Origin of the sequence: Romboutsia maritimum, from assembly GCF_002251085.2 — a bacterium.
GTDB classification, from domain to species: domain Bacteria; phylum Bacillota; class Clostridia; order Peptostreptococcales; family Peptostreptococcaceae; genus Romboutsia_B; species Romboutsia_B maritimum.
In genome coordinates this window covers 1-20,796 of the sequence record NZ_NOJZ02000011.1, presented here as the reverse complement: position 1 = coordinate 20,796, position 20,796 = coordinate 1, and the positions used below count along the sequence as shown (strand labels likewise).

Genomic DNA, 20,796 nt, shown 5'->3' with positions numbered 1-20,796 from the left:
TTATTGAAAATAAACTCGATTTACTAAAAATAAGTAAAAAATAGTGGAATAAATGTTGACATTAGGAAAACGCTAATTTATAATTTAAGTATCACAAAGAAGTGATGCAAAAGAAGTTATGAACTTTTAAAGAGCAATGAAGCTCCTCGATATAGTGTAGAAAACACTTGATTGGGGAGCTTTTCTAATAATAAGTAAAATATTGGATTCAAAAGAAAAGAGGATAGATGCTAAAATGACTGAGGAAAAGAAACAAAGAGTAGTTCAGGAATATGTTCCTGGAAAACAAGTTACTTTGGCACATATAATAGCAAATCCTAATGAAGATATTTATAAAAAATTAGGACTGGTAGTAGAGAAAAAAGATGCCATTGGTATTTTGACTATTACTCCTAGCGAAGCATCTATAATAGCTGCAGATGTAGCAACAAAAGCATCTGATGTTAGCTTAGGATTTATAGATAGGTTTAGTGGATCTGTGGTTATATCAGGTGATGTAAGTTCAGTAGAATCAGCGTTAAATGAAATATTAACTGTATTAGGTGATATTTTAAACTTTACATTAACTAAAATAACTAGGTCATAATGGATGAGGTCAAAATATGAAAAAAGTAATATTTATGGGAAAAACAGGGAGTGGTAAAACCACACTATGTCAAAAAATTGACGAACTAGAATTAAAATATAAAAAAACTCAATCTGTAGAGTTATATAATAATTCTATAGATACACCTGGAGAATACATGGAGAATAGAAAATTATACAGTGCACTAATGGTAACATCAGCAGATGCAGACATTATAGCGTTAGTATATGATCCAACTCAAGGTGAAAATTACATAGCTCCAGGATTTGCAGGAATGTTTTGCAAAACTGTGATAGGAATAATAACTAAAATTAATAAAATTAAAAATAAAGAAGAAATTGAACTTGCTGTAGAAAAATTAACTATGGCGGGGGTAAGTGAAATTTTTAAGGTTGACACTATAGATGGCTTAGGAGTAACTGAGCTACTAGATTATCTAAATTAAATTTAGTTGGGGGAAATAAATATGAATAGTAAAATAGTAATAGTCGATGATGAGCCTATTACAAGAATGGATGTAAAAGATATCCTAGAAGCTAAGGGTTACGATGTTGTAGGAGAGGCTTCAGATGGTTTTGGGGCAATAGAACTTTGCAAAAAATTTAAACCTGAATTAGTTGTTATGGACATAGATATGCCTATGTTAGATGGAATTAAGGCAGGTAAAATAATATCAAAAGATAACTTAGCAGGGGGTATTCTTTTATTAACAGGATGTGAAGGCGAAGAATACATAGAAAGAGCAAAGAATATAGGAGCTTTTGGATATTTACCAAAGCCAATCAATGAAAAAGTATTTATACCAACAATTGAAATGTGTTTATCTAAAGTAAATGAATTTGAGAAAATGAAAAAAGATTTAGATAATATAGCAAATAAACTAGATGAGAGAAAAGTAATAGAAAGAGCAAAAGGGATACTTATTAGAGAGTTTAATATACAAGAAGATGAAGCTTATAATAGAATAAGAAAGCTGAGTATGGATAAAAGAACATCAATGCTCGAAATTGCAAAGATAATTATCATAGGATATGAGGATTAATAAGTGATAGAAAATCTTTGTAAAGAATATACAAATTTAAACTCTCATGACATAGAAAAGATTATAGAAGTATCTAAATCACTAGACTTAATAGCTCAGTTTCATGAAAGTGATGTTTTTATAGATGTTCTCTGTAAAGACAAAGAATATGCAATAGTAGTAGCACATAGTAGTCCCAATGATAAATCATTATATAAAGATATTGTTGTTGGAAAAAAAGCATATGAAGAAAATGAACCAGGAGCTCTTAATACGTTAAAGACAGGTGTTCCAAGTAAAGATATAAGAGCATTAACTCAAGAATATAAATTAGTTAAACAAACAGTTCATCCAATAAACTTAAATAGCAAAGTAGTAGCTGTACTTATAGTTGAAAAAGATATAAGTGAAGAATTAACTAATAAATTTGAAATAAATAGCTACGATAAAAAAGATTCAGATGATTTTATGAACCTTATAAATAAAAATAGAGTTATTACAGATCATTTGAATTCAGGAATTTTTATATTTGATAACAAAGGAATTTTAAAGATTGCAAACAATAATGCGGCAGATATATATAAATCTTTAGGATATACAAAAGAGATAAAGGGCATGCATTATGACGATTTATCTTTACAGTGTGACAAATTTGAGAATATAGTAAATCTAAAAAGTTTGAGTTCTAGTAGTACAGAAGAAAAAATAAAAATAAAAGATTATTATTTAAAAATAAAAACTTTACAGATGTATGATGGAGAATTTAAGCTTGTAAAAATAATACAAGATTTAACAGAGGAAAAGAAAAAAGAAGAAGAACTTGTATTTAAATCAGTAGCTATAAAAGAAGCTCATCATAGAATAAAAAACAACTTACAAACAGTTGTAGCCTTGTTAAGAAAACAAAGTAGATCAACTGATGATGAAAATGTAAGACAGTGTTTAGAAAATACTATAAGCAGAGTATTCACTATATTATCAACGCATCATTTATTATCTAAAAGAAATGATAATACTATAAATGTATTAGAATCTATTAATTTATTAATAAGTAATATACAAAGTGGATATAACGATAATAAAAACATAAACATATATGTTACTGGCGATGATTTTGAAATAAGTGGAGATAAAGCAACAGCTCTGCTGCTTATTATAAATGAAGTGATACAAAATTGCTATGATCATGCTTTTAAAAATCATGATAGTGGAAATATACAAATACTTATAAATACAGATGAAGATTATAAAAACATTGTTATAGTAGATGATGGGGTAGGATTTAATATGGACAATGTTGATAAAAAAAGCTTAGGAATGTATATTATTAATAGTTATGCAAAAGGAGTTTTAGATGGAGACATTGAAATAAATTCTGATAAAAAAGGAACAAAAGTTATATTAAAAGTTAAATTATAAAATTTAATATTATATTCTTAACTATAAATTACAAAGGCGTAGTTTGAATTGAGCAGTGAGGCTTAAGGTTATAAATAAACGATACTTATAAAGTTTTTGATTTCGTTTATTGTAGCTTTAAGCCTTTTTGTTCTTTTAAATTGATTTATATATGGGAGGTGAAAGAATGAGGGATCAACTTTTGAGTGTAGGTATTGATATAGGAACTAGTACAACTCAACTTATATTTTCAAGGCTAACAGTTGAAAATATGGCTTCAAGTTTTTCAGTACCTAGAATTAGCATAGTAGATAAAGAAATAATTTATAGAAGTGAGGTCTACTTTACTCCCTTAATTTCTAATAATGAAATAAATGGAGAACAAATTAGGGAATTAGTTCATAAAGAATATATTAAAGCTGGAATTAATAAAGAAGATATACAAACAGGTGCAGTAATAATTACAGGAGAAACTGCTAGAAAAGAAAATGCAAATGATGTTTTACATACATTAAGTGGATTTGCAGGTGATTTTGTAGTTGCAACTGCAGGACCTGATTTAGAAAGTATAATTTCAGGAAAAGGAGCTGGTGCTCATATATATTCTAAAGAACATTCTACAAGTGTTGTAAATCTAGACGTAGGTGGAGGAACCAGTAATATAGCTCTTTTTAAAAGAGGTGAAGTTTGCGATACTGGATGCTTAGATATAGGCGGAAGGCTTATTAAAGTAGACAAAGCAACTAAAAAAATAAATTATATATCACCTAAAATAGAAAAAGTAATACAAGATAATAATCTAGAGATAAAAATTGGTACAGTAGCTACAAAAGAAAATATTAAGCCAATAGTAGATATTATGGTTGATTTATTAGCTGAGAGTATAGGTTTGAAAGCTAAAGGTAATTTATTCGACTTTATAGTTACAAACAAATCCATAAAATTGGATGAAGAAATAAAATGTGTATCTTTCTCAGGTGGGGTTGCTGATTATATTTATTATGATGGAGAAATAGATGATTATTTTAAATATGGGGACATAGGTATATTACTTGGTCAAGCTATTAAAAATTCTGATTTATTTAAGCAAAGACAAATAATAAAATCTATAGAAACAATAAGGGCAACTGTAGTTGGAGCTGGAGCACATACAACAGAAATAAGTGGAAGTACAATAACATACACAAATGAAGTATTTCCTATTAAAAATTTACCAATATTGAAGTTATCTTTAGAAGATGAGGTTAATGGAAGTAACTATTTAAGTGAAGCAATAAAAAGTAAACTTAATTGGTTTAAGCTTGAAAATGACTTACAAAAAGTAGCCATAGCAATAGAAGGAAAGAAAAACCCTACATTTATTGAAATCCAAGACTATGCTAAAGGGCTTTTAGAAGGAATGAAAGAGCTTATAGATAGAAAATTACCACTAATTATTATTGTAGAAAATGATATAGCGAAAGTTTTAGGACAAGCTATTTATTCATTATTAAATTTTGAAAAAGACATAATTTGTATAGACAGTATTAAGGTAGAAAATGGAGATTACATAGACATTGGAAAACCAATAGCAGAAGGAAAAGTTTTACCAGTAGTAATAAAAACATTAGTTTTTAATTAAATGGAAGGAGGATATACAATGATTTTAAAAACAATTTTATTTGGACAAACATATCAATTTAATAACTTAAATGAAGTAATGGCTAAAGCTAATGAAGAAAAATCTGGTGATAAATTAGCTGGATTAGCAGCTGGTTCATCAGAAGAGAGGGTAGCAGCTAAAGTGGTATTATCTAATATAACTTTAGGAGATATAAGAAATAATCCAGCTGTACCTTATGAAATAGATGAGGTAACAAGAATAATACAAGACGCTGTTAATGAAAAAATATTTAATGAAATAAGAAACTGGACAGTTGCTGATTTAAGAGAATGGATACTTGATATAAACACAACAGGTGCAGATATAAGAAGAATATCAAGAGGATTAACTTCTGAAATGGTATCAGCAGTAGCTAAATTAATGTCAAATATGGACTTAGTTTATGGAGCAAAAAAAATAAGAGTAACAGCTCATTGTAATACTACTATAGGTAAAGATGGAACTTTATCTGCAAGACTTCAACCAAATCATCCTACTGACGATCCTGATGGTATAATGGCTTCTGTTTTAGAAGGATTAACATATGGGATAGGTGATGCTGTAATAGGTTTAAATCCAGTTGATGATTCAGTTGAAAGTGTTAACACAATTTTAAAGAAATTCGAAGAAGTTAAACAAAAATTTGAAATACCAACTCAAAACTGTGTATTAGCACATGTTACAACTCAAATGGAAGCTATTAAAAAAGGAGCACCTGCTGATCTTATATTCCAATCTATAGCAGGATCTCAAAAAGGTAATGAAGCTTTTGGGTTTAGCGCACAAACTTTAGAAGAAGCTAGAGATTTAGCTCTTAAAGAAGGTACTGCTACAGGCCCTAATGTAATGTATTTTGAAACAGGACAAGGTTCAGAACTTTCTTCAGAAGCTCATCATGGTGTAGACCAAGTCACTATGGAAGCTAGATGCTATGGATTTGCTAAAAAATATCAACCATTCTTAGTAAATACTGTTGTTGGATTTATAGGACCTGAATATTTATATGATTCAAAACAAGTTATAAGAGCAGGGTTAGAAGATCACTTTATGGGTAAATTATCAGGAATCCCAATGGGATGTGATGCTTGTTATACAAATCATATGAAAGCAGACCAAAATGATATAGAAGACTTATCAATATTATTAACAACAGCTGGATGTAACTATTTCATGGGAATACCTCATGGGGACGATGTAATGCTTAACTATCAAACAACAGGATATCATGAAACTGCTGCATTAAGAGAAATGTTTGGGTTAACAGCAATTAAAGAATTTGATGAATGGTTAGAAAAAATGGGATTCAGCAAAAACGGTAAGTTAACTGATAAAGCTGGAGACGCATCTATATTATTAAGATAGGAGGTTTGAGATATGAATGAAAAAGATTTAAAACAACTAGTAGAACAATTAGTTAGCCAAATGGTTGGACAAACAAATACAGATGACATAGAAAGTGCTGTAAAAAAAGCTACAGAAACAGTAATTGATAATGAAGGTTGTATACCAGATATAACAGAGATAGATTTAAAGAAACAATTATTAGTAGATAATCCTCATGATAGTGAAGGATATTTAGATATGAAGAGCAAAACTCCTGCAAGATTAGGAACAGGAAGAGCGGGTGCAAGATATAAAACAATAACAGCTCTAAGAGTAAGAGCTGACCACGCAGCAGCGCAAGATGCAGTTTTCTCAGATGTATCAGATGAATTTGTAAAAGAAAATAATTTAAAATCAGTTCAAACTTTATGCAAAGATAAAGATGAATATCTAACAAGACCAGATTTAGGAAGAAGATTCTCACAAGAAACTTTAGAAGAAATCAAACAGATATGTAAAACAAATCAAAAAGTTTTATTAGTAGTTGGAGATGGATTAAGTTCATCTGCTATAGAAGCAAACTTAAAAGATTCTATACCATCTATAAAACAAGGTTTAAAAATGTATCAAATAGAACTTGGAGATATTTTATTTGTTAAGAATTGTAGAGTTGGTGCAATGGATGCAATAGGAGATGCTACAGGTGCAGAAGTTATATGCCTTTTAGTAGGGGAGAGACCAGGTCTTGTAACTGCTGAATCTATGTCTGCTTATATAGCATATAAACCAACAATAGGAATGGCAGAAGCAAAAAGAACAGTAGTATCTAACATACATAAAGGTGGTACAACGGCAGTTGAAGCTGGAGCTCATATAGCAGAATTAATAAAGACTATGTTAGACAAAAAAGCGTCAGGAATAGATCTTAAATAATAGTTAGGAGGGATACTTATGAAAAATGATGTAATACGCCCAAATGTATTATCAGTAAAGATAATATCAAATGTTAGTCCAGAAATGGGTAAAAAACTAGGATTAGAATCAAATCACAAAAGCTTAGGATTAGTAACAGCTGATTGTGATGATGTTACATATACAGCACTTGATGAAGCGACAAAAGCAGCAGAAGTAGATGTTGTTTATGCAAAATCTATGTATGCAGGAGCAGCTAATGCTTCAACAAAACTTGCTGGAGAAGTTTTAGGTATTATAGCAGGACCTAGCCCAGCAGAAGTTAGAAGTGGATTAAATGCAGTACTTGATTTTATGGAATATGGATCAACTTTTATAAGTGCTAACGAAGATGATTCAATAGCATATTATGCTCATTGTGTATCAAGAACAGGTTCTTATCTTTCAAAAGTAGCAGGAATAAAAGAAGGAGAAGCATTAGCTTATTTAGTAGCACCTCCACTTGAAGCAATGTATGGATTAGATGCAGCGTTAAAGGCAGCTGACGTTACACTTTGTGAATTATTTGAACCTCCTACAGAAACAAACTTTGGAGGGGCTTTACTTACAGGTTCACAATCAGCTTGTAAAGCAGCATGTGATGCTTTTGCAGAAGCTGTAAAATCTGTGGCAGAAAATCCAACAGGATTTTAGTAGATGCGAGCATTAGGATTAGTTGAAGTATACGGATATATAGCTGCTATAGAAGCTGCTGATTCTGCATTAAAAGCTGCAAATGTAGAGCTTCTAGATATTGAAAAGGTAAAAGGTGGTATAGTTACAGTTCAATTAATTGGAGATGTAGGAGCTATAAAAGCTGCTGTAGAAGCTGCAAATGAATCAGCATCTAGAATAGGTACAGTTTTATCAAATCATGTAATACCTAGGGTAGATGATGATTTAATAGGAAAAATTATTAAATTAAATAAAGTAGAAGAAATTGAAGCTAAAGAAATTAATGAAGTTAAAGAAATTAATGAAACTGATGAAGTTAAATTAGTTGATGAAGTAGAAGTAGTTAATGAAATTAGTGAAGTTAATGAATTAGAAGAAGTTGATGAAAATTTAGAAAATGATATTTGTGAAGAAGAAACAGAGCAAATAACTGATGATATCAATATTGAAAAAGAGTTAACAAAAGCAAAGCTATTAGAAATGAACACTAAACAGCTTAGAAATCTTTTAAGAAAATTAGATAAAGATATTTTATGGAAAGATATAAATGCTTTAAAGAAAAACGAAATTATAGACAAATTAATTAACATAACTACAGGGGGTGAAGATAGATGACGCTTATAGATAGAGATTTAGTATCTATTCAAGAAGTTAGAGGTCTTATAAAAGAAGCAAAAACTGCTCAAGAAGAATTATCAAATATGAGCCAAAATCAAATAGATAAAATAATAGAAGCTATTGCTAAAGCGGGAAGTGATAATGCACAAAAGCTTGCTAAAATGGCACATGAAGAAACTGGATTTGGTAAGTATGAAGACAAGATAATAAAAAATATATTTGCATCACAAATGGTATATGATGCGATAAAAGATATTAAAACAGTTGGAATAATCTCAGAAGATAAAGAGAATAAAGTTATTAATATAGCTACTCCAGTTGGAGTTGTAGCAGGACTTATACCTTCAACAAACCCAACATCAACTGTTATTTATAAAGCAATGATTTCAATAAAAGCTGGAAATTCAATAGTATTTTCACCACATCCAAATGCAAAAGAATGTATATTGGAAACAGTAAAAATAATAACTGAAGCAGCTATAAAAGCAGGTTGTCCAAAAGGAGCTATACTATGCATAACAACTCCAACACTACAAGCTACAAATGAATTGATGAAGCATAAAGATACATCATTAATTTTAGCTACAGGTGGGGAAGCAATGGTAAAAGCTGCTTATTCATCAGGAACACCAGCTATAGGAGTAGGGCCAGGAAATGGACCAGCATTTGTAGATAAGAGTTGTGATGTTAAATTAGCAATAAAAAGAATAATAGATTCTAAAACTTTTGATAATGGTACTATATGTGCTTCAGAACAATCTATAGTTATTGAAAAATCTATGGAAGATGAAGTTTTAAATGAACTTAAAAATCAAGGAGCTTATTTATTAAATGAAGAAGAAAGCAAGAAACTTGAAAAGTTCATAATGAGAGCAAATGGTACTATGAATCCACAAATAGTTGGAAAAAGTGTTGAGAATATTTGTAAGTTAGCTAACTTAGAAAATGTTCCAAAAGAAGCTAAAGTTTTAGTAGCTAGAGAAAGTGAAGTAGGTAAAAATAAGCCATACTCAAGAGAAAAACTTACTCCAATACTTGCACTATTTGTTGAAGAAGATGTTAGGAAAGCTTTAGATAAATGTAGAAAAATTTTACTAAATGAAGGTAGCGGACATACTTTCTCAATGCATGCAAATGATGATGAATTAGTTAAAATAGCAGCTTTAAAAATGCCTGTATCAAGAATACTTGTAAACACACCATCAGCTTTAGGTGGAATAGGTGGATCAACTAATTTAATGCCTGCACTTACTTTAGGATGCGGTGCAATTGGAGGTAGTTCAACTTCAAATAACATAGGACCACTAGATCTTATAAATATAAAGAGAGTAGCTTATGGAATCAAAGAAGTAGAACAATTAAGACAAGGAAATTCTAAAGAGCAAAAGTTAAGTATGGATTTATATGCTAAAGAAGAATTAATAAACATGTTAGTTAAAAAGTTATTAGAAGAAATATGCTAATTTAAATTTATACAAATTATATTAGGTTAGTTAGAAATTAAATTTAAAATAAATTTATAAATAAAAATTTGGAGGTAATTATTATGGCAAGCGCAAATGCATTAGGAATGATAGAAACTAAAGGATTAGTAGGAGCAATAGAAGCAGCAGATGCAATGGTAAAAGCAGCAAACGTACAATTAGTAGGAAAAGAACATGTAGGTGGAGGACTAGTTACTGTAATGGTAAGAGGTGACGTTGGAGCAGTTAAAGCTGCAACTGATGCTGGAGCTGCAGCAGCAGAAAGAGTAGGAGAATTAATATCTGTACACGTTATACCAAGACCACATTTTGAAGTAGATGCTATATTACCAAAAGTTGTTGAATAATTTAAAAATAATAAAATGTGCTGCCACAAAAGGCGGCACATTTTATACATCTGATAGGAGATGTGGATTATGGGAGTTTTAACTGAGAGCGAAGTAAGAAGAAAATTAAGCCAAAAAGAATTTCAAAATAAAAAAGAATTTTGTGTTAAAAAAGGAGCAATAATAACTCCTTCTGCTAAGTCTTACTTATCTGATAGAAATATAGTTTTAAAATATATTGATGATAATGAATGTGAAGATGATACATCAATAATTAAGGAAGTCATAAAAGAAGTAGTAAAAGAAAAAAACTATAAATATACTACTATATTTGGTGGAAAGCTAGATGAAAAACCAGAACATATGACACATCTATATGGAAATACCCTAGTATTTAAAGATCATAAAAGAATATTACTTAGAGGTAAGGTAGATTCACTAGAAGCTAAAATATTAGAAACTCAAATAATATGTCAAAAAAATAATTTACCTAAATTAGTAGAAGAACTACAAGAAATTTTAAGCTTTGTAAGAACAATAATGAGATGCGAAGTTTTAAATGAAAAATTGGATGATTTTAAATTAATAGGATTAACTCCTGATGAATTAAGAGAAAGATCTCATCATCCTGAAAAATATTTTGGAATAGGACATGAATTCCCTGATTATAAAATGGGAGAAATTGTAGTAGCTATAAATTCCATAAGAACTCTTACTAGAGAAGTAGAACTTGCTGCATATGAAGCTTTTAAGTTAGAATATGGAAATGTTGAAAGAAAAGATTTAATAAGAGCATTAAATAGACTATCTTCAGTATTTTGGATTATGATTTTTAAAGTTAGGACAGATAAGTATAAGTAGGTGAGATATAATATGCAAGATTTAATAAATGAGATTATAGAAGAAGTTTTAGATAGAGTAAAAAAAGAAGCTTTCATACAAGTAGAAGCGTCAGGTAGACATGTACATTTAAGTAAGGAACATGTAGAAGCTTTATTTGGATACGGATATAAACTTAATAAAGCAAAAGATTTATCACAACCAGGTCAATATGCTTGTAAAGAAAGAGTTATGATAGTCGGACCTAAAGGAACTTTAAAAAATGTAGTAGTTTTAGGCCCTGAAAGAAAAGAAACACAAGTAGAAATATCATTAACAGACTCTAATGTTTTAGGTGTTAAAGTACCTATAAGACAAAGTGGAGATTTAAAAAATACTCCAGGATTAAAAATATTAGCAAATGACAATGTTGTTAACTTAGAAAATGGAGCTATATGTGCAAGACGACATGTACATATAACTAATGAAGATGCTAATAAATTTAAAGTAAGTGATAATCAAGTTGTAAGTGTTAAAGTTTTTGGAGAAAGACCGTTAGTATTTGATGATGTAGTAGTTAGAGTTAGCGATAATTTTAATACTTCTATGCATATAGACTATGATGAAGCAAACGCTTGTGGTTTTTCAAAGGGAACACTAGGAAGAATTTTAAAAAAATAGACCTCTAGGGAGGTGAAAACATGGATTATGATAAACTTGTAGACTTAATTGTAAATGAAGTTTGTAAAAAATTAAGTATAAAAGAAGAAAAAGAAAATAACAACAAAGAAAAAGTTGTAGTTCTTTGGGAAAAGGATTTAAATAATTTTAAACAACTAAAATCTGAATATAATGTAAGTTGTTATAATGAAAAAATTGAAGAATGTGATATTTTAATAATATCAAAACTTTGTTTAAGAGGTCTTAGCAACATGTCTTTAGGAATAAGTGTTTCAAATGAAGAAAGATTTATTTTAAGTATGCTTATGCAAGGTAAAAAGGTATATGCTCTTGAAGAAGGACTGGAATATAGAAAATATAAAAAAACAGCACCAAAAGCTTTATATAACAAATTCATAGATCATGAGGAAAATATAAAGACTTATGGAATTCAAATTATTAAAAATATAGAGGATATTCAATTAAAAAATAAACCATTGTATAACAATCAACCAATAGGAAATGAAGAAGTAGTTATAAAAGATTTAAAAAATACAGGTGATGATTATAAGTTTATAGATTTAACAACTAAAAAGCTTATATCTGAATCTGATTTAAAAAAGCCTCATTTAAATGGTATTAAAATTGTGCATATAAACAAGAAATGCATAGTAACACCACTAGCTAATGATTTTATAAGAATATATCATTTACAGCTAAAAAGAATTTAGTGGAGGTTAAATTATATGAGAATTGGTAAAGTGGTAGGAAATGTATGGGCAACTAGAAAAGACGAAAAGTTAAACGGTCAAAAGTTTTTAGTAATTAAGCTTTTTTTAGATAAAGAAAATTATCAAGAAGGATTATTTGTAGCTAGTGATAATGCAGGGGCTGGAATTGGGGATACAGTACTAGTAACAAATGGTTCAGCAGCTAGAGCTTCTGTTGAAAATACTCAAATACCAGTTGATTCTACAATAGTTGGAATAGTAGATTCATTTGAGGTTGAAGATGAATAAAAGCATCGGAGCTATAGAATTTAGAAGTATAAGTAAGGGTATAGAAATTAGTGATAAAATAGTTAAAAAAGCTTTTGTAGAGATTATTTATTTAAAGAGTATATGCCCTGGGAAATTATTAGTTATAGTAGCTGGCGATGAGGGAGAAGTAAAGGAATCTATAGAATATGGTGTTGAAATATCTGAAGGTTATATGTTAGATAGCTTTATAATAAACTCGGTGTCAGATGCTATAATTAATGGTTTGAAAAATAAATATGAAAAAAATAATAGTGTATTATCAATTGGAATTGTAGAAACTTCAAAGGTATGTTCAGGAATAAAATCATTAGATAAAGCTTTAAAGAGTAGTAATGTTAAATTAATTAAGTTACAATTAGCTTTTTTAGTAGGTGGAAAATTAGTTTATATGATTTCTGGTGATTTAAGTAGTGTAGAATATGGCGTACATGAATCTAAAAAAGTACTAAGTCAAAAAGAAATAATAAATATATCTATAATTCCATTTCCTGATATTCAAATAATAGACAATTTGATAAATAATAAATAAGGGGGGATATTTAATGGATAAGATAAGTGAAATTATTATGTACATAATGGTTATATTTATGGTTTTAGGTGCATTAGATAAGTGCTTAGACAATAAATTTGGATTAGGTGCACAATTTGAAGAAGGTATAATGGCTATGGGATCTTTAGCAGTTGCTATGGTTGGGGTTATATGTTTAGCTCCTGTATTAGCTAATATATTAAGACCTGTAATAGTTCCTGTATTTGATATTTTAGGTGCAGACCCAGCGATGTTTGCAGGTTCTTTGTTAGCTTGTGATATGGGTGGAGCGCCTCTTGCAGTAGAACTTGCAAAAGACCCTCAAGCAGCAATGTTTGGAGGATTAATAATTGGTTCAATGATGGGACCTACTATTGTATTTACAATACCAGTAGCACTTGGAATAATAGATAAAAAAGACCAATCATTTTTAGCAACAGGTGTACTTGCAGGAATAATAACAATACCAGTAGGAGCATTTGTAGGTGGTTTAGTTGCAGGATTCCCAGTTATGATGGTTATTAAAAACTTAGTTCCAATAATAATATTCGCCATATTAATAGCAATTGGAATATTAAAGTTCCAAAATGCAATTATAAAAGGGTTTACATATTTTGGAAAAGGTGTAGTTATAGTAATAACTTTAGGATTAGCTGCTGGAATAGTTGAAAGTTTAACAGGAATAGTAGTAATACCAGGTATGAAACCTATTTCAGAAGGTATAGAAGTTGTTGGTGGAATAGCATTAGTTTTAGCTGGAGCATTCCCATTAGTTGTAGTAATAACTAAAGTATTTAACAAACCTTTATTAGCACTAGGTAAAGTATTAGGTATGAATGATGTTGCAGCTGCAGGTTTAGTTGCAAGTTTAGCTAATAGTATACCAATGTTCCAAATGATGAAAGACATGGATGATAAGGGTAAAATAATAAACGTTGCATTTGCAGTATCAGCAGCATTTGTATTTGGAGATCATTTAGGATTTACAGCAGGATTTAATAAAGAAATGATAGCTCCTATGATAGTAGCTAAGTTAATAAGTGGTATAACAGCAGTAATACTAGCTATATTTATTGCAAATAAAGTTCTTAAAAAGGAGAATGCATAAAATGGATATAAAAAACTTAGACAAATCTTTATTAGAAAAATTAGTTAGACAAATAATAGAGGATCAAATAAATGGAAAAAGTGATAGTGTTGATTTTGTAAGAAATAAAGACATAAGTGGAATAACATCTGTAAAATTACCAACTGTAAAAGTAGATGAATCTAATAGAATGGATACAGGTAATCCTAGTGATGTAGTTTATACTAAAGATTTATTTACATTAGAAGAAAGTCCAAGACTTGGTTGTGGAATGATGGAAATGAAGGAAACTACATTTGATTGGACTTTAAACTATGATGAGATTGATTATATAATAGAAGGTCATTTAGATGTAATTATAGATGGAAGAAAAATATCTGCTGATGCAGGGGAATTAATATTTATACCAAATGGAAGTTCAATAAAATTCTCTGTAGAAGATTATGCTAGATTTATATATGTAACATATCCAGCAGATTGGGCATCTCAAAATTAAAATTTGATAGAATCTTAGCTAGGGCTGAGAATATGAGTTACTTTGAAACTTATATTCTCAGCCCTTTACTAGGTTACTTGAAAAATATTTTATTAAGATACATGGCTTTTATTAGAAGTTGTTTTTTTAAAAATATCACATAATGTAATAACAATTGTAGTAGATAATATAGAAATTATAGATGAAATAAGAATTGACATTTTTGCTATATTAATCAAAGCTGCATCATGTATAAATGCTATTTCAGATATAAATATAGACATAGTAAATCCTATTCCAGCAATTAATGAAACAAGAAATACTGACATCCAACTTATATAATAAGGCTTTTCTGTAATACCTAAAAAACAAGAAATAAAACTAAAAAGCATTATTCCTACAGGTTTTCCAATACACAGACCTAAAATTATACCTAAAGACAGACTTAAGGCACTAGTAAAGTCTAAGTTATAGCTAAGAGATATACCAGTATTAGCAAATGCAAAAATTGGAATTATTAAAATGCTATTTATAGGTACTAGAAGTCTTTGAAGTTTTTCTAGACAATTTAAATTACAAGAACTAGATGTAGAAGGTATAATTATTGACAAAAGTATACCACTTATAGTAGAGTGAACTCCACTTAAATGGACAAAATACCATAGACACAATCCGGAAATTAAATAATATGTAACACTTTCAATTTTAAATACATTGTTAGCTAAAAATAGTATTATTAAGATAAAAAAGGCAATTGATAAATATGTAAAGTTTATGTCAATTGAATATATAAGTCCTATTGCTGCGATAGATATTAAATCATCGACTACTGCTAATGATAATAAAAAAACTTTGAGGTTAGGATTTAATTTTTTTCTAAAAATAAAATAGACTCCAACTGCAAAAGCTATATCGGTAGAAATAGGTATGCAAATACCATATAAAAAAGGAGTGTTTTTGTTGAAAATAAAAAATATTATAGCAGGAACTATAACTCCACCAATTGAAGCTATAACAGGAAAAGAAGCTTTTTTAAAAGAGGACAAATTTCCATGTAATAGTTCATATTTTATTTCAAGTCCAGCAACTAAAAAAAATACAGCCATCAAAAAATCATTTATAAACATATGTAGTGAAAAATTTGTGGTTATATAAAAATCATTGAAAATATGTTTATAAACACTTCTTAGTGGGCTGTTATATATTAATAGTGCTGATATTGTGGAAATTATAAGCAGTATACTTGTAATTAGTTCCAACTTAACAGGTCTTCTATAAGTTCTAAGAAGTCTCACGTAATCACCCACTAACAATAAATAGTTATTTAAAGAAATGTATGTTTTCTGTTTTCTAAATATGAAGAAAAATAAAAACTTTATAGGAAATATACATTTATTAATAAAAAATCACAATTTGTATTAACTAGAATATTGAAACCTCAAATGCAAATAATCTAAGTATGTAGATATTTGTATCCATTTAAAAAAGAGGTGTGATTTGTAATGAGAGAACGTAAAGTAAAGGACCCTGTAGTAGCTATAACAAAATCATTAACAGAAAGTAATTCACTTGAAAAAGCTCTAGATATGCTACCTATGGATAAAATAATAAAAAAAGGAGATACAGTAGTAATTACTCCAAATTGGGTGAATGAAAAAGGGCCTAAAGCAGGTGTTTGCGTAGGACCTAAAACATTGAAAAAATTAATACAATATATAAAGAAAAAACAACCAAAAAAAATAGTTATAGCAACTGGTTCAGGTGGTGCTAAAACTGTAGATGTTATGGAGAAAGTAGGGTATTCAAAAGTTATAAAAGATGAGGAGGTTGAATTTATAGATTTAAATTATGGTCCATATATAGATTTAAATTTAAATCATCATATAATAAAATCAACGCCTATTAATAAAATAATAAATGAAGTCGATGTTATAATATCTTTTACACAACTAAAGCAACATGAAGAAGCTACTGTAACTGCTAGTATAAAAAATGTAGCTATGGGATGGCCTCCAGCCGAGGTTCATGGATATCCAAAAAAACAAACAGGCATACATGATGACTTACATGGGTTTATAAGAAGTTTTGCTAATAAGGTTCCTATAGATTTATCAATAGTAAGTTGTGATAAGGCTATGATAGGGACAGGACCATCAAATGGAAAGGCAGTAGATACACCAGGTCTTATAATCGCATCTACAGATCCTGTTGCAGCTGATAGTATAGGTGCTAGATTGTTAGGATTTTTACCACAAGCAGTATGTTACCTGTATGGACTTTATAAAGATGGATTAGGTGAAGCTAAACCTGAAAATATGATAATAAAAGGATTGAGTATACAAGAAGCTGAAGAAATATTTAGTAAAGCAGCATATGGGAAGAAAGATATAATGCTTGATAAAGAAAAAATTAAAGATATTCATGGAGAGTAAGTGGATGTCTTAAGATAGCATTTTAATAGTAACTTGAAGCTTCGGTATATAATATAAATTAGCTGGCATGAAGGTAAAATAACACCTTCAAATGTCAGCTAATTTACATTTATATACCTTCGCGGAGTTACTTATAAAATTTAATACATCTTTTGGGTGAGTAGGTATTATTGACTAAGACAATAAAAAATGTATAATTTAAGTATATTGTCGAAAGAATGTGAGGGGAGATATGAAGAAAAATAGGAGATTAGAAAATTATATGAAAAAAAATATTAAAAAAGGTATTTTATTAATTACATTGATATTAATAATCTACATAATGAGCAAGGTTATGACTTCTAAAATGGATATATATAAAATAAAAGAATATGTTAATTCCTTTGGAATTTTATCTCCAATTATATATATAATAATGTTTGCTTTAGTTCCATTAACATTTTTTCCAGACTCGATTTTAGCTATAGCTGGAGGCTTGATATTTGGTTTATTTAAAGGCTTTTTATTCACATCTATAGGAGCCTTGATTGGAGGAAGTATTGCATTTTTTATATCAAGATACTTAGGCAGAGATATAATAAAAAAAATATCTAAAGATAAGCTACACAAAATAGAAAAACTAATAGAAAAAGATGGTTTTTATATAATATTTTTACTGAGATTAATACCATTGTTTCCATTTGATATAATAAGTTATGGAGCTGGTCTTACAAATGTTAAGTATAAACATTTTTTGTTAGCAACTTTTATAGGAACAATACCAGGAATAGTTGTTTTTTCTAATATTGGAGCAAAATCTGTAAATATGGCTAGTAAAGGATTTTATGTATCAATAGCTATGCTTATATTACTTCTTATCACTTCAATTTTTTTAAAAAACAAAATTTTAAGTAAATCTATAAATAAGCTAGATTAATACAAGTAAATTAGATTAAAATAAGCAAAAAATAGAAAGGAAATAAATATGTTAGATACACATGGAAGAAAATACGTTAGTCCGATAATTGAATCAGGGGCTAATTTTTTCATAAAATTAAAACTAACTGCTAATAATGTTACGTTGTTAGCTTTAGTATTTGGGATATTAACTTCAGTGTTTATCTATTTTGATAAACCTATTTTAGCAGTTGTAATTTTATGGTTTTCTGGATATTTAGATGCAGTAGATGGGTCTATAGCTAGAAAAACAAAAACTAGTTCTAATTTTGGTACATTAATGGATATAACATTTGATAGAATAGTAGAGATTGGTATGATAATAGCAATAGGGTTAAAATTTAATGATGTTAGATTTTATTTGATAATTCTTTTATCGTGTATATTAATATCAATGGTTATATTTTTAACAGTAGGTGCATTAACAGAAAAAAGTGGAATGAAATCTTTTTATTATCAAGCAGGAGTAGCTGAAAGAAGTGAAGGATTTATAATGTTTTCTTTAATGATACTTTTACCTATATATTTAAATATTATTATTAATATATTTTCTTTGATGATTTTAATTACGGCAGTACAAAGAGCGATGGAGGCAAAAAAAATATTAAAATAAAGAAATGTTGAGTTTAGATATTTTATGTTATATAATATTTAAGTGAATTTAATAAGACAGTTCGTAAACCTCCTGTCTTTAAATAAAACTACGGTAACCTGTATTAAGAATACATTATAGTGGTATTATATTAATTATAATACTATAACTTTGTGTGGAAACCGTAGTTTATTACGGTTTTTTTGTGTGTTTTGAAATATATTTTAATCCTAGTTTTTATAAATTTACAGATATAATACAATTTAATTTGTATGAAATCGACAGCACTAACAAAATATAAATATATAAAATCTTTAAAATAAAGACTTGAAAAATTAGGAGGAAAAAATGACTAAAACTACGAAATCAATAGTAAAAACAGCAGTGCTTGCAGCGGTGTATGCTACTTTAACACTAGCACTAGCTCCTATAAGTTATGGAGCAATTCAATTTAGAATTTCTGAAATTATGGTATTATTACCTTTTTTAGGTAAAGAATATATATTAGGGCTTACATTAGGATGTTTTCTTGCAAATGTTATAGGTCCATATGGTGTACCAGATATCATACTTGGAACATTAGCAACACTTATAAGTACATACTTAGTTTATCTGACATCAAAGATTATGAAATATAGTATTTTATCATTAATTATTGCATCTTTATGGCCAGCACTTATAAATGCTATAATTATAGGAGGAATGCTAAATGTATTTATGGGTATGCCATTAATACTTTCTATGATACAAGTAGGCTTTGGAGAGTTTGTTGTAATAAGTATTGTTGGAGTTCCATTATTTAAAATTTTTTATAACAAATATGGCAATTTAGTAAAAGATGTATTTTAATATATTTAATAAATTAGAAATTGTGAGGAGATAATATGAACACAAAAGATGCTAAAAATGCAAAAATAATAGGCATAGGAGGCGAAGGAATAAAAACTATAGATTCTATATTAGACAAAGTTAAAGGCAATATGGATTTTGAAAAAATAAATATTAACCAAGATGTAGATAAGGAATATGTAAGAAATCTACTAGATGGAGTTGAAATATTAATATTAACTTATTCTAGCGAGGATAAAAGAGCAAAAGAAATAGTTAAAGCAATATCATATATGGCTGGTGAAAGAAGAGTATTATCAATAGGTTTAGATACTTCATCTACAGAAAATAAAGATGAATTAGGATTAAATAGAGAATTTAAATTATTTGAAGATAATTTTGAAAAAGTATTAAATTTAATAAATATGATTATAGAATCAATATCTTATTCATGTATGATAAATATAGATTTAACAGATTTAAAAGAAGTTTTAGCAGCTGATAAAGGTATAAAATATTCTTATGAAGAGTTTGATAAAAATAAAGGCATTGATGAAATAGTTCAAAATCTTGTAAATAACTTAGATCAAATAGGAAATGAACTTTTAGGTAAAAAGGCAATATTATTTGTTGATATGGATAATAATTATTGTGAACATGAGACTATATTAGTAAATTTAAATGAAATAATTACTAAAATAGAAGAATTATCGGAAAATACATATGAGATGATATTCTCATTATATATAAAAGAAAAATCAGAAGGAAAAATAAGATTTGGATTAATATATAATTAAATATTTTTAAAGTTTAAATGAGTTATTTCAAAATTTTTGTATTTTGAGATAGCTCATTTTAACATTTAATATAAAAATATAGAGTTATTTTTATGATATTATATATTATAGGTAAGAGTAAGTTTTTAGCGAATCTAGTATATATTGATTAAAAGAATTAGGGGGGATAAAATGAAAAAAATAAAGACTACAGATGCTGTAGGTCATGTACTATGTCATGATATTACACAAATACTTCCTGGAGAATTTAAAGGTAGAGCTTTTAAAAAAGGACATATTGTAAAAGAGGAAGATATACAAGTTCTTTTATCACTAGGAAAAGACAATCTCTATGTTTGGGAAAAAACAGTAAATAATAGTTTATAAAATCTTACAAGAAGATTGTAAAAATATAAACTATAAGCTGCGTATGTAGAGAAATCTGCATAGGACACGACTTTAAAACCAGTAAATCCTAAAGCTCTACTACCACAATAGAGGATAGAATCAGAAACCTTTATGAAGGTGAGAAATCATAACAAATGTAGAGATGGCATATGGTTAAATCCTAAGTGCTTTTGCAATGGAGATTTGGTCG

At 28.5% G+C, this 20,796-nt stretch carries 25 protein-coding genes; 24 read left to right on the top strand and 1 reads right to left on the bottom strand.

Going from position 1 to position 20,796, the window contains the following annotated elements:
• Nucleotides 1–235: 235 nt before the first annotated feature.
• From eutS to CHF27_RS07640, 18 genes are all read left to right on the top strand, one after another.
• The gene (gene eutS, locus CHF27_RS07725) at nucleotides 236–586 is read left to right on the top strand and encodes an ethanolamine utilization microcompartment protein EutS (protein ID WP_095406483.1); all 351 of its coding nucleotides are present in this window, start codon (nucleotides 236–238) and stop codon (nucleotides 584–586) included.
• Nucleotides 587–602: 16 nt separating this feature from the next.
• Nucleotides 603–1,031: a EutP/PduV family microcompartment system protein gene (locus CHF27_RS07720; protein ID WP_095406437.1), complete on the top strand. Its 429-nt coding sequence runs from the start codon at nucleotides 603–605 to the stop codon at nucleotides 1,029–1,031.
• Nucleotides 1,032–1,052: 21 nt separating this feature from the next.
• Nucleotides 1,053–1,628 (top strand): ANTAR domain-containing response regulator, encoded by a 576-nt coding sequence (locus CHF27_RS07715; protein WP_095406436.1) that lies wholly within the window; start codon nucleotides 1,053–1,055, stop codon nucleotides 1,626–1,628.
• A 3-nt stretch (nucleotides 1,629–1,631) separates the two neighbouring features.
• Entirely contained in the window at nucleotides 1,632–3,026 is a 1,395-nt protein-coding gene (locus CHF27_RS07710) for a sensor histidine kinase (RefSeq protein ID WP_095406435.1), read from the top strand.
• A gap of 166 nt (nucleotides 3,027–3,192) precedes the next feature.
• Nucleotides 3,193–4,626, top strand: coding sequence for an ethanolamine ammonia-lyase reactivating factor EutA (gene eutA, locus CHF27_RS07705; RefSeq protein WP_095406434.1), 1,434 nt, complete (start codon nucleotides 3,193–3,195; stop codon nucleotides 4,624–4,626).
• 18 nt (nucleotides 4,627–4,644) lie between these two features.
• Entirely contained in the window at nucleotides 4,645–6,009 is a 1,365-nt protein-coding gene (locus CHF27_RS07700) for an ethanolamine ammonia-lyase subunit EutB (RefSeq protein WP_095406433.1), read from the top strand.
• A 12-nt stretch (nucleotides 6,010–6,021) separates the two neighbouring features.
• Complete coding sequence (gene eutC / locus CHF27_RS07695; protein WP_095406432.1) at nucleotides 6,022–6,903, top strand: ethanolamine ammonia-lyase subunit EutC; 882 nt, start codon at nucleotides 6,022–6,024, stop codon at nucleotides 6,901–6,903.
• An 18-nt stretch (nucleotides 6,904–6,921) separates the two neighbouring features.
• Entirely contained in the window at nucleotides 6,922–7,575 is a 654-nt protein-coding gene (gene eutL / locus CHF27_RS07690; protein WP_095406431.1) for an ethanolamine utilization microcompartment protein EutL, read from the top strand.
• Between the two features lie 3 nt (nucleotides 7,576–7,578).
• A complete protein-coding gene (locus CHF27_RS14575; RefSeq protein ID WP_095406430.1) occupies nucleotides 7,579–8,211 on the top strand; it encodes a BMC domain-containing protein in 633 nt (210 codons plus the stop codon).
• Nucleotides 8,208–9,677: an acetaldehyde dehydrogenase (acetylating) gene (locus CHF27_RS07680; RefSeq protein WP_095406429.1), complete on the top strand. Its 1,470-nt coding sequence runs from the start codon at nucleotides 8,208–8,210 to the stop codon at nucleotides 9,675–9,677. Before CHF27_RS14575 ends, CHF27_RS07680 begins: the two co-directional genes overlap by 4 nt.
• An 83-nt stretch (nucleotides 9,678–9,760) precedes the next feature.
• Complete coding sequence (locus CHF27_RS07675) at nucleotides 9,761–10,045, top strand: BMC domain-containing protein (protein ID WP_095406428.1); 285 nt, start codon at nucleotides 9,761–9,763, stop codon at nucleotides 10,043–10,045.
• 69 nt (nucleotides 10,046–10,114) lie between these two features.
• Nucleotides 10,115–10,885: a cobalamin adenosyltransferase gene (locus tag CHF27_RS07670; RefSeq protein ID WP_095406427.1), complete on the top strand. Its 771-nt coding sequence runs from the start codon at nucleotides 10,115–10,117 to the stop codon at nucleotides 10,883–10,885.
• A gap of 12 nt (nucleotides 10,886–10,897) precedes the next feature.
• Nucleotides 10,898–11,524, top strand: a complete 627-nt coding sequence (gene eutD / locus CHF27_RS07665; protein ID WP_095406426.1) for an ethanolamine utilization phosphate acetyltransferase EutD — start codon at nucleotides 10,898–10,900, stop codon at nucleotides 11,522–11,524.
• Nucleotides 11,525–11,544: 20 nt separating this feature from the next.
• A complete protein-coding gene (locus CHF27_RS07660; RefSeq protein WP_095406425.1) occupies nucleotides 11,545–12,234 on the top strand; it encodes a TIGR02536 family ethanolamine utilization protein in 690 nt (229 codons plus the stop codon).
• A 15-nt stretch (nucleotides 12,235–12,249) separates the two neighbouring features.
• Nucleotides 12,250–12,522 carry a EutN/CcmL family microcompartment protein gene (locus CHF27_RS07655; RefSeq protein WP_095406424.1) on the top strand — a complete coding sequence of 91 codons (273 nt, stop codon included), beginning with the start codon at nucleotides 12,250–12,252 and terminating at the stop codon, nucleotides 12,520–12,522.
• Nucleotides 12,515–13,072 (top strand): BMC domain-containing protein, encoded by a 558-nt coding sequence (locus CHF27_RS07650; protein ID WP_095406423.1) that lies wholly within the window; start codon nucleotides 12,515–12,517, stop codon nucleotides 13,070–13,072. The genes CHF27_RS07655 and CHF27_RS07650 overlap by 8 nt, the downstream gene beginning before the upstream one ends.
• A 13-nt stretch (nucleotides 13,073–13,085) precedes the next feature.
• The gene (gene eutH / locus CHF27_RS07645; protein ID WP_095406422.1) at nucleotides 13,086–14,180 is read left to right on the top strand and encodes an ethanolamine utilization protein EutH; all 1,095 of its coding nucleotides are present in this window, start codon (nucleotides 13,086–13,088) and stop codon (nucleotides 14,178–14,180) included.
• A gap of 1 nt (nucleotide 14,181) precedes the next feature.
• A complete protein-coding gene (locus tag CHF27_RS07640; protein WP_095406421.1) occupies nucleotides 14,182–14,655 on the top strand; it encodes a cupin domain-containing protein in 474 nt (157 codons plus the stop codon).
• Between the two features lie 92 nt (nucleotides 14,656–14,747).
• Here the strand turns inward: CHF27_RS07640 and nhaA are convergent, their stop codons facing one another.
• Nucleotides 14,748–15,929, bottom strand: a complete 1,182-nt coding sequence (nhaA, locus tag CHF27_RS07635) for a Na+/H+ antiporter NhaA (protein WP_095406420.1) — start codon at nucleotides 15,927–15,929, stop codon at nucleotides 14,748–14,750.
• 207 nt (nucleotides 15,930–16,136) lie between these two features.
• Here nhaA and CHF27_RS07630 point away from each other — a divergent pair, with 207 nt between their 5' ends.
• The 6 genes from CHF27_RS07630 to CHF27_RS07605 all read left to right on the top strand — a co-directional run bounded on the left by CHF27_RS07630 (nucleotide 16,137) and on the right by CHF27_RS07605 (nucleotide 20,585).
• On the top strand, nucleotides 16,137–17,066 hold the full coding sequence (locus tag CHF27_RS07630) for a DUF362 domain-containing protein (RefSeq protein ID WP_095406419.1): 930 nt from the start codon (nucleotides 16,137–16,139) through the stop codon (nucleotides 17,064–17,066).
• A 232-nt stretch (nucleotides 17,067–17,298) separates the two neighbouring features.
• Nucleotides 17,299–17,982: a TVP38/TMEM64 family protein gene (locus CHF27_RS07625; protein WP_243444975.1), complete on the top strand. Its 684-nt coding sequence runs from the start codon at nucleotides 17,299–17,301 to the stop codon at nucleotides 17,980–17,982.
• A gap of 48 nt (nucleotides 17,983–18,030) precedes the next feature.
• Nucleotides 18,031–18,615: a CDP-alcohol phosphatidyltransferase family protein gene (locus CHF27_RS07620; protein WP_095406418.1), complete on the top strand. Its 585-nt coding sequence runs from the start codon at nucleotides 18,031–18,033 to the stop codon at nucleotides 18,613–18,615.
• 327 nt (nucleotides 18,616–18,942) lie between these two features.
• Nucleotides 18,943–19,443, top strand: coding sequence for a QueT transporter family protein (locus tag CHF27_RS07615; RefSeq protein WP_095406417.1), 501 nt, complete (start codon nucleotides 18,943–18,945; stop codon nucleotides 19,441–19,443).
• A 35-nt stretch (nucleotides 19,444–19,478) separates the two neighbouring features.
• Nucleotides 19,479–20,219 carry an FtsZ/tubulin family protein gene (locus tag CHF27_RS07610; RefSeq protein WP_095406416.1) on the top strand — a complete coding sequence of 247 codons (741 nt, stop codon included), beginning with the start codon at nucleotides 19,479–19,481 and terminating at the stop codon, nucleotides 20,217–20,219.
• A gap of 171 nt (nucleotides 20,220–20,390) precedes the next feature.
• Nucleotides 20,391–20,585: a hypothetical protein gene (locus tag CHF27_RS07605; RefSeq protein WP_330409776.1), complete on the top strand. Its 195-nt coding sequence runs from the start codon at nucleotides 20,391–20,393 to the stop codon at nucleotides 20,583–20,585.
• Nucleotides 20,586–20,796 lie beyond the last annotated feature (211 nt).